We start from the raw sequence: 9,493 nt of genomic DNA on the forward strand, positions 1-9,493 counted from the left end.
TGCGTTACTTTTTGATGGATGAGGGCAGATACGACGACAGCAGATTGCAGATGCCTCGAAACCTGGTTGCGGCACTTATCAGGATGGAGAACAGCCGCTCCCACCAGGACCTTCGCCTAGTCATAAGAGAGTTAATCGACTGGCTCCAACTACCGGAACACACGAAAATTCGGAGATCCTTCACTGTTTTTCTTCGAGGGGTGTTGCTCCCCAAGAGGATTCCGGACAAGGACTTCTCAACCTACGAGGATCTACTGGAGGTGGACACCATGCTTGCGGAAAAGGTAAGAGACTGGACCAGGGCCTGGGAAAAAGAGGGCCTTCGTAAAGGCATACACAGAGGACGCAGAGAGGGTCTTGAAAGAGGCCTACAGAGAGGGATAAAGCAAGGCAAACAGGAAGGCAGACAGGAAGGCAGACAGCAAGGCAAACAGGAAGGCAGACAGGAAGGGGTCATTCAGGCGGTTATCAAGATGCTTGAGAAAAACACAGATCCCCAAACTATCTCTAACCTGCTTGACCTGCCCCTGGAGAAGGTCAAAGACATCTCGGACAACCGGGAAGTATACGCCGCCGAACTGGAGAGCTAAGATAGGGCCTGCCGAAACCTGGGCAGGCTCTCTCTTAGCTGCCCTCAAGGATCTCCCCTGATCGGCTGAGCCGGTGTCGGCTCTCAGGTCTATTACCAGTAAAGAGGCTTTCCCTGCTACAATTCCCATAAAACAGGAGGTGGAATGGCGTTATGATCGTATATGCTGTGTGGAACAACAAAGGTGGAGTTGTAAAAAGCTACCTGACATTCCAGCTAGCCTCGGAATATGCTAAAAACCACCGGTCTAAAAAGGTGCTCGTGATAGACCTGTGCCCTCAGTCTAACTCTTCTCTGACTTTCCTCGGGGGCATCGTCAACCAAGGAGACGAAAATCTATCCGATATACAGAAAGCTGCGCCGAGAAAAACCATCGCAGGATATATCCAGCATCGAATCAAAAGCCCCTATATATCGCCTAAAACAGGAAGTGAATTTCCGATACAGGTCTGTAACTACAACGACTACATACCGGAAAACCTGTTTCTCGTCCCAGGAGACGAGCAGCTAGAGGCACTGACTTCAAGGGTTTTTGGAGCGTCCACCATAGGACCTGAGGACGCGTGGAGGATCGTTCACCTATGGATAAAAAACCTCATCGATGACATAGCCGACTCCTGGAACACCGATGACATATGTGTCTTTATCGACTGTAATCCCAGCTTTTCCATATATACCGAGCTGGCTCTAACCGCTGCGGACAGACTTCTAATACCCTTCTCCGTAGACGGAGCCTCCAAACGCTCCATAAAAACTCTACTATCTTTGGTCTATGGCCAAAGACGGCATGAGCAGGACGTACAGACCGAATTTTATCTTAACTTATTGAAGTATAGGATGGAATTGCCCAAAATATACATGTATATAGGTAACAGGCTAACTCAGATGAACAAAACATCCGCATCAGCGTTCAAAACGGTCGTCAACGAAATAGGAGAGGAACTTTGGGAAACCTGGCAGGGGAATCCTAATATTTTTTTCATTCATCCTGCGGGAACCCCTATACCAAGCAATAAAAAATCTTTCCAGAAAATGTTCCAGTTCGAGATCAACGATGCAAACTCCGCCTCGGTGGTCTCCGGTGCCTGTGGAATACCGATATCGGTTCTGCCAAGTGGTCCTAGAACCATACTGGGAAACAAAATCATGGTGAACATCAGCCAGTTGGAAAAGCAAATTCCCAACATCAAAGACCTGACCGATCAGCTCTAGCGATAACCTCGCCCCAGACCATCTCCAACCTGATCGCCCACACCAAATCGGTCGATTTGCCCCTTGACCAAAGCGGTTATGAGTAGTATTTTGACTCATGTAAAACCTAAAATATATGCGATGCCTTAAGGAGGCTTTCTCTTGCCTAAAGTCCTATCCCTCGTAGGGGCCAGACCCCAATTCGTCAAAGAAGCCATGATCTACAGATTTATGGCGACGGACACGCAGCGGAGAGGATCCTATCGACTATCGCGCAGGCTCTCCTGTAGAATAGACAGACCGATCGTAACGAAACTGTTTTGGCATTCACCACTATATTCATAACAATAGATATGAAGGGAGCGCTCCCTAGGATGAACTACCTAATCACCGGCGGAGCCGGATTTATAGGAAGCAACCTGGTTCACCTGCTTGTGGAACAGGGACATAACGTAACGGTGCTCGACTTACTGACCTACGCGGGAAACCTGGACTCCCTGGCGGACCTCGAGGGCGAGGATAACTACACCTTCATAAAAGGCGACATCGCCGATGGTCCTCTGGTATCCCATATCCTCAAAGGCAGAGAAATCGAGGGCGTATTCAACCTGGCGGCGGAAAGCCACGTGGACCGGTCCATCGACGGACCGGCGGAGTTCATAAAGACCAACGTCATGGGAACCTTCGTCCTGTTAGAGACCGTCAGATCCTACTGGAATGGCCTCTCTACAGAGGCCAAAGAGGCCTTTAGGTTCCTCCACGTCTCCACCGACGAAGTTTACGGCTCTTTAGGGGACACCGGCCTCTTCACCGAGACCACCGCCTACGCCCCTAACTCGCCCTACTCTGCGTCCAAAGCGTCGTCGGACCACCTGGTCAGGGCCTACCACCACACATACGGCCTGCCCACGGTAACCACCAACTGCTCCAACAACTACGGCCCCTACCAGTTTCCCGAAAAGCTCATCCCTCTGGTGATCCACAACGCCCTTGGGGGAAAGGACCTGCCTATCTACGGAGACGGCTCAAACGTCAGGGACTGGCTCTACGTCATGGACCACTGCAAAGCCCTTGCCACCGCCATGGAAAAAGGCGCACCAGGGGAGACCTACAATGTAGGGGGTAACAGCGAAAGGACCAACCTAACCATAGTCCACACCCTATGCGACCTTCTGGACTCAAAAAGGCCGAAAGCCGACGGAAGCTACAGGGACCAGATAACCTTCGTCAAGGACAGGCCAGGCCACGACAAACGGTACGCCATAGACGCATCGAAGATAAAAAAGGCACTAGGCTGGACCCCCGAGGAGACCTTCGACACCGGCATGGAAAAAACGGTCAACTGGTATCTGGACAACCAGGAGTGGGTAAACAGGGTAACCGACGGATCCTACAGGATGGAACGGCTGGGATTGGGGGATGTAGATTGAAGATATACTCCGCCCAAACCATAAAAAACCCCGCTGACTCGGACGACCTGCTCTGTGTATGGGAGACGGGCAAACAGATACCTTTCGACGTAAAACGGATATACCATATCGGCAACGTCAAGGCCGGAACCGTCAGAGGACACCACGCCCATAAAAAGCTGGAACAGATCCTCCTCTGCCCCTACGGCTCGATAGAGGTCGCTCTGGACGACGGCACGGAGGTAAAAAACTGCCTTCTGGATTCGCCGGACAAAGGGCTCTACGTCGGACCTGGAGTATGGCATACCATGAAGTGGATAGAATCAGGCTCTTTATTGCTTGTAATGGCTTCCAACTTTTACGTAGAGGAGGATTATATCCGTAATTATGGCAAATTCAAAGAAAAGTTTCCTGGAGAGACTAGTTAAGGCTATCAAAAATCCTAGACTCGTGATCCCTTGGATTGTCACAAAAACAACCATTGGTTTTAACTATGCAAGGGTTTTGATTTATAAATCCATGGGGTCGATGAGGCTTGTTTTGGGAAGAAATATCGCTTTTTACCAGCGGACATACATTACAGGACTTGGTTCCATAAAAATAGGCGATAAATGTATATTTGGCGTGCCTAGCGGGGGAGGATTCCGGTCCAGCGACTGTGAAATTCAGGCTAGATATGAAAACTCAAAAATTTTTCTAGGTAGGAATATAGCTTCCAACAATGGTTTAGTTATCATCGCCACAGACAGTATCACGATTGGAGATGACTGCCTTTTTGGAAGGAACCTACAAATCAGTGATTGTGATGGGCATGGCTTGGAGCCTGCAAAGAGAAGACTCTGTAGGGGATTATCTAGCCCTGTCGTGATAGGCAAGAATGTCTGGTTTGGCAATAACGTTACAGTTCTTAAAGGGACTATTATCGGTGATAATTGCGTCGTTGGCGCGGGATCTATTTTAACTGGTAAGCATTTCCCTCCTAACGTCATAATAGCTGGAAATCCAGCCAAGATAATAAAGGAGTTGCCTGTAAATGATACCTTCCAATAAACTAGCCCCTCTATACGAACGGCACAAGGCAGAATACGACTCCGCTGCGATCAGGGCAATGGAGTCTGGGTGGTATATCCTCGGTCAGGAGCTATCGGCCTTCGAGGCGGAATTTGCCGACTACGTTGGCTCCTCCCACTGCATCGGGCTCAACTCGGGCCTGGATGCCCTGATACTCGCCATAAGGGCCCTGGACATAGGCCCAGGGGACGAGGTTATAGTTCAGGCAAACACCTACATCGCCACGGTCTTAGCCATAACGGAAAACCGGGCGACTCCGGTATTTGTGGAGCCCGATGGATACCACGGAATAGACCCAGACAAGCTCGAACAGGCCATAACGGAAAAGACAAAAGCCATAATGGCGGTACACCTCTACGGCCTTCCCTGTAACATGGACTCTATCGTGGAAATAGCCAACAGGAGGAACATACCTGTAATAGAGGACTGTGCCCAGTCTCACGGAGCGACCTGGAAAGGACGCAAAACCGGAACCTTCGGAACCATAAACTGCTTTAGCTTCTTTCCGACCAAAAACCTGGGAGCCTTCGGCGACGCCGGAGCCATCGTCACCGACGACATGGGGCTGGCGGATAAGGTGAAAACCCTCCGAAACTACGGCAGCAAAAAGAAATATTACAACGACGTCTGTGGGGTGAACTCCCGTCTGGACGAAATCCAGGCTGCACTCCTTCGGGTCAGGCTAAAATATCTGGACGAAACCCTGAATGAAAGGGCCTCTATAGCGGAATACTACCTGAGCAACATCGACTCCTCGGTGGTAACCCTGCCCTCCATACGTCCCGAAGCCTCCCACGTCTGGCACCTCTTCGTGGTGGAGAGCCAAAATAGAGACGACCTCCAGGCCCACCTCGAGGCGAGGGGAATCCAGACCCAGATCCACTATCCCGTTCCGCCTCACCTCTCCGGTGCCTACGGCCACCTGGGATACAAAGTCGGCGACTACCCCATAACGGAGGGCCTGGCTAACTCGGTTCTCAGCCTTCCCCTCTACAACTGCATGACCGACGACGAAATGAGAGAAGTATGTGCTGCGGTAAACGAATTTGGAGGAATGAGAAGATGAAAGGCGTAATCCTAGCGGGAGGGAAGGGCACCAGGCTCTATCCTCTGACAAAAACCATAAACAAACATCTCCTGCCCGTAGGCCCGGAGCCTATGATCTACAACCCCATAAGGAACATGATGGTCTGTGGGATAAAAGACGTCAGGATAGTCACCAGCTCCGAGCACATGGGACAGATGGTCGGAGCCCTGGGAAGCGGCTCCGACTTTGGGCTCAACTTCTCCTACAGCGTTCAGGACGAAGCCAAAGGAATCGCCGACGCCCTTCGCCTTGCGGAAGACTTCGTCGGAGACGACTCGGTTTTAGTCCTCCTGGGAGACAACGTCTTTGAAGAACCTATCGGCTATCTGGTCGAAAACTACATGACAAAGCAAAAGTGCTCCGGCGCCAGGGTCCTATTGGTGGAGGTCGCCGACCCTGAGAGGTTCGGCGTGGCGGCTCTGGACGAACAGAACGTGGTGGAGATCCAGGAAAAACCCGAATGCCCAAAGAGCAACTACGCCGTAGTAGGAGCTTACGTCTACGATAAAAGGGTCTTCGACGTCATAAAACACACAAAACCATCGGCGCGAGGAGAATACGAGATAACCAGCGTCAACAACCGCTATATCGAGCTAGGAGCCCTTCAGTACGACTTCGTCTCCGGTGGCCGCTGGATGGACACCGGAACCTTCGAGTCCTACTACGACGCAAACCGCATAATGTTCGAAAAACATCGCAGAGAGATGGGAATAGACTAAACCGTGTCCAGAACCCGTCTTTTTATAGAAAACTTCCTGATCTACGGAGTGGGAAACGTCCTCACAAAAATAGTTCCATTTCTGATGCTGCCGGTGTTGACCCGAATCATAACCGACCCGGCGGTGTTCGGGATTTTCGATATCTACACCATCATCATCCGTTTCGGTGTTCCTATGGCGATTCTGGGCAGCTACGACGCCATGTTTCGGCTCTACTTTGACGGAGAGGACCAGTCTTTTCGTAAACAGATTTGCTCAAGCTCATTGTCCATAGTGGCAGTCTCCGGGTGCTTAGTACTTCTCGTCGCCTTATTCCTTTGGCTCTATGGCTACTCACCATGGCAGGGCAAATACAGTTGGCTAGTCCTCTGTGCTGGTCTGGTTATATCGTCACAAACAATAAAGAGAGTTATTGAAGCCCCTACCAGGATGGAAAACAAACGTAGAACCATCATAATCCTTTCCCTACTGGGGCCTATAATCTACTACGCCATAGCCATGGGGTTGGCGTTGAGAAACTATCCCCTTCAGGGACTTGTAGCGGGAAACCTCCTCAGCGGAATCGTCGTTTTGGTCCTCTATGGTTGGCTGAACAGATCTTACTTCACTCTAAAGGGTGTAAATAAGGGTCACGTCAAAGAACTATTAAAGATAGGGATTCCTCTTACCCCTAACTTCCTTGTCTACTGGATTTTCACCTCCTGCGACAGGTTTATGATAGGCCACTACCTGGGGATGGAGTCGGTTGGTCTTTATGGGGTTGGAGCCAGACTATCGGCAATAAGTCAGGGAATATATATGGCCTTTGCTGGAGGATGGCAGTATTTTGCCTTCTCCACCATGAAGGACTCAGACCACACCGAACTTATGTCCAGGGTATTTGAGGTTCTAGGGGTCCTTTCGATAATAAGCCTTCTCGTGCTTCTGCCCTTCGTGGACTGGATTTTCTCCTTCATGGTGGCAGAGGGGTATCGAGGGGCTTCGGTGGTATTCCCCTACCTCTATATATCGCCTCTGATACTCATGCTCTCACAGATAGCAGGAACCCAGCTTCAGGTGGTCAAAAAAAACTATATAAGCACTGTAAACCGTTTTGCCGGAGCTGTAGTAAACGTAGTTTTGAACTTTATCCTCATCCCAAAATGGGGAATCGCAGGGGCGGCTGTGGCGACTTTTCTGGGCTACTTGGTAATGATAGTGGCGATGGTTAAGGTCGTTTCTAAAATGGGAAAATTTACCGTGAGCTGGAAGTTTATATTTATAGTCCTTCTCAGCATCTGCTATATCCCGATATCTTTGAAACTCGATAATGTCTTTATGTCGTTAGGCTCCTTTGTAATTGTCTCGGTTGTTTTGTGGGCTTATAGGTCGGATTTGGTTTTGTTTGTCTCTAGAGGGAACCTCTAGTAATCCCATATTTAGCGGTCTGAGCAGACAAAAAAAGCCACAGCCCAGAAACAGCGACGAATCAGGCTAAATCAGCGTTAAAGTGAGCCTCTGTTATCGCTCCGGTTCCCTGAACAAATCGGCTTTTACCGTCATTTGGGTACAGAACATAGAGCTCCTGACTTCATCATCAGGAACGAGAATCGAACGATATTATAGGCTAGGTTTCTCAGTCCTATAGCGGTTGAAGCTCTGGCTTTCCCGATAGTTCGAACTATCAGGTTACCGGTCTTCATGGCTTGAGCTCCGAAGACGTGCTCTACCCTGCTTCGGACTTTGGACCTTGTTCTGTTCCCCTGTCTCTCCCACCATGTGATGGGTTTGCCCCTGTATCCTTTCCGTTGGATTTTCGGTCTGTAGCCTTGTTCCTCAAGCCAGGTGATTTTCTCGTGGCTTCTATAAGCTGAGTCGGCATAAACATCCTTGCTACTGTTACTGGGATCGATGAGTTCCTCGAATACGTTGCTGTCATGGACAGATGCCTCGGTTACGCTGTATTTACGGATAATCTTGTTTTGAGAGTCGATCTCTATGTGGTTCTTGTAGCCGAAGAAGCTTTTGCCGTTTTTCTTCGTCCACCTGGCGTCGGTGTCTTTTTGAGATCTCTTGTTCTTGGGCCAGTCCTCCGGTGGTTCTCCGTCCTTGATCTTGCGGTTTTCATCCCGTTTGTTTCTCTGGATCGGAACCCTCACGATAGAGGCGTCCACTATCTGGCCTTTTTTTGCCTCGAAGCCACTTTTACGGATATGATCGTCGAAAAGATCGAACAGAGGCTTCATCAGTTTTGCCTTGGTCAACTGCTCCCTAAAAAGCCATATAGTCTTGGCATCGGGAACTTTTGCTTCCAGGGAGAGACCGAGAAAGCGCCTGAAGGAAAGCCTGTCCCGGACCTGAAATTCCATGGCGTCGTCGGACAGATTGTACAGTGCCTGGAGCACCAGGATCTTGAACATGAGAAGAGGAGGAAAGGGCTTTCTTCCTCCTAGGGAATCCTTCTGTCTGAGTCCTTCCCGGAAGTCCTTCAACGGCTGTTCGAAGATTGACCAATCCACCGCTTCTTCTATTCGTACCAGTGGATCGTTCACCTTTTCAAGGCTATCATAGGCAATTTCTTCCGCAAAGAGGCTCCGTTGTTTCAAGGGGATCCCATCCCTTCTCGAGAGTTTTTTGGTTATAACCGATATTTTACCATCCTAATCTAAAGAGGGGTATTCTTCCTGCTAGTTGGGAGGGTTTTTAGAGGTGCCCTAGAAAAAAAATTTGATTTAGGGGGATGTTTTATGCAAAAAAAATTACTTATTATCGGAGGCGAGGGAAACGGTGGGGTTGTTGCCTCTTGCATAGAAGACATGACCCATAGGTATGATGTTAATGAATGGCATATAGCGGGTTTTATAAATGATTACACAGACAGCGTACTCGAATATCCTGTTGTTGGAAAGACAGATGACATTGCACGTTTTGTTAATGAAGGGTTCTTTTTTTCCTTTGCGGTTCATCCCATAGAAAAGGGGTTAGTGCGAGACCGTCTTTTCAAAAAAATGACTATTCCCGAAAGGCAGCTCGCAACTATTGTTCATCCATCCTCTTTTATCGCTCAAACTGCAACGATATCTTCAGGGGCTTTTATTATGAGTGGCTGCTATATTGGGCATCATACTAGCATAGGAAAATCTGCTTTTATAAAGGCTAATTGTTCAGTTTTTCATCACTCTAAAGTAGGAGACCTGGCCCATATTGTGAATGGCTCTACAATTGGATCCTATACAGAAGTAGGAAGGGCTTCTGATGTGTGTATGGCTTCAACCGTATTAACTAAGGTGAAGATAGGAGACTTTTCCGTCTTAGGTGCTAAATCTCTAGCTACGAGGGATATCGCTGACAGAGAGGTTCACGTGGGAACTCCTGCGAAATATTTTAGACATGTAGAATGATAACGTGCTTGTAACTATTCAGTCCCCCTGCCGATTTAGGTCCTAAA

Annotated in this window: 9 protein-coding genes and 1 pseudogene; 9 read left to right on the forward strand and 1 reads right to left on the reverse strand. The window is 49.2% G+C overall.

What is annotated here, in order from left to right; genetic code table 11:
• The 8 genes and pseudogenes from B9Y55_RS13650 to B9Y55_RS12775 all read left to right on the forward strand — a co-directional run.
• Positions 1-590, forward strand: a pseudogene (locus B9Y55_RS13650) (hypothetical protein); the annotation flags it as partial.
• A 152-nt stretch (positions 591-742) separates the two neighbouring features.
• Positions 743-1,801: a ParA family protein gene (locus B9Y55_RS12745; protein WP_085545722.1), complete on the forward strand. Its 1,059-nt coding sequence runs from the start codon at positions 743-745 to the stop codon at positions 1,799-1,801.
• Between the two features lie 353 nt (positions 1,802-2,154).
• The gene (rfbB, locus tag B9Y55_RS12750; RefSeq protein ID WP_085545723.1) at positions 2,155-3,210 is read left to right on the forward strand and encodes a dTDP-glucose 4,6-dehydratase; all 1,056 of its coding nucleotides are present in this window, start codon (positions 2,155-2,157) and stop codon (positions 3,208-3,210) included.
• On the forward strand, positions 3,207-3,617 hold the full coding sequence (locus B9Y55_RS13325) for a sugar 3,4-ketoisomerase (protein WP_159448359.1): 411 nt from the start codon (positions 3,207-3,209) through the stop codon (positions 3,615-3,617). The genes rfbB and B9Y55_RS13325 overlap by 4 nt, the downstream gene beginning before the upstream one ends.
• On the forward strand, positions 3,577-4,239 hold the full coding sequence (locus tag B9Y55_RS12760) for a DapH/DapD/GlmU-related protein (RefSeq protein ID WP_085545725.1): 663 nt from the start codon (positions 3,577-3,579) through the stop codon (positions 4,237-4,239). The genes B9Y55_RS13325 and B9Y55_RS12760 overlap by 41 nt, the downstream gene beginning before the upstream one ends.
• Positions 4,223-5,326, forward strand: coding sequence for a DegT/DnrJ/EryC1/StrS family aminotransferase (locus B9Y55_RS12765; protein WP_085545726.1), 1,104 nt, complete (start codon positions 4,223-4,225; stop codon positions 5,324-5,326). The genes B9Y55_RS12760 and B9Y55_RS12765 overlap by 17 nt, the downstream gene beginning before the upstream one ends.
• Positions 5,323-6,066 (forward strand): sugar phosphate nucleotidyltransferase, encoded by a 744-nt coding sequence (locus B9Y55_RS12770; RefSeq protein WP_085545727.1) that lies wholly within the window; start codon positions 5,323-5,325, stop codon positions 6,064-6,066. Before B9Y55_RS12765 ends, B9Y55_RS12770 begins: the two co-directional genes overlap by 4 nt.
• A 3-nt stretch (positions 6,067-6,069) precedes the next feature.
• Complete coding sequence (locus B9Y55_RS12775) at positions 6,070-7,473, forward strand: lipopolysaccharide biosynthesis protein (RefSeq protein ID WP_085545728.1); 1,404 nt, start codon at positions 6,070-6,072, stop codon at positions 7,471-7,473.
• A 131-nt stretch (positions 7,474-7,604) separates the two neighbouring features.
• On the opposite strand, the gene B9Y55_RS12780 is transcribed toward B9Y55_RS12775, so the two are convergent.
• Positions 7,605-8,651 (reverse strand): IS5 family transposase, encoded by a 1,047-nt coding sequence (locus B9Y55_RS12780; RefSeq protein ID WP_085545729.1) that lies wholly within the window; start codon positions 8,649-8,651, stop codon positions 7,605-7,607.
• A 141-nt stretch (positions 8,652-8,792) separates the two neighbouring features.
• Here B9Y55_RS12780 and B9Y55_RS12785 point away from each other — a divergent pair, with 141 nt between their 5' ends.
• A complete protein-coding gene (locus B9Y55_RS12785) occupies positions 8,793-9,446 on the forward strand; it encodes a PglD-related sugar-binding protein (protein ID WP_085545730.1) in 654 nt (217 codons plus the stop codon).
• Positions 9,447-9,493: the final 47 nt, after the last annotated feature.

Origin of the sequence: Dethiosulfovibrio salsuginis (assembly GCF_900177735.1) — a bacterium.
Lineage (GTDB): Bacteria > Synergistota > Synergistia > Synergistales > Dethiosulfovibrionaceae > Dethiosulfovibrio > Dethiosulfovibrio salsuginis.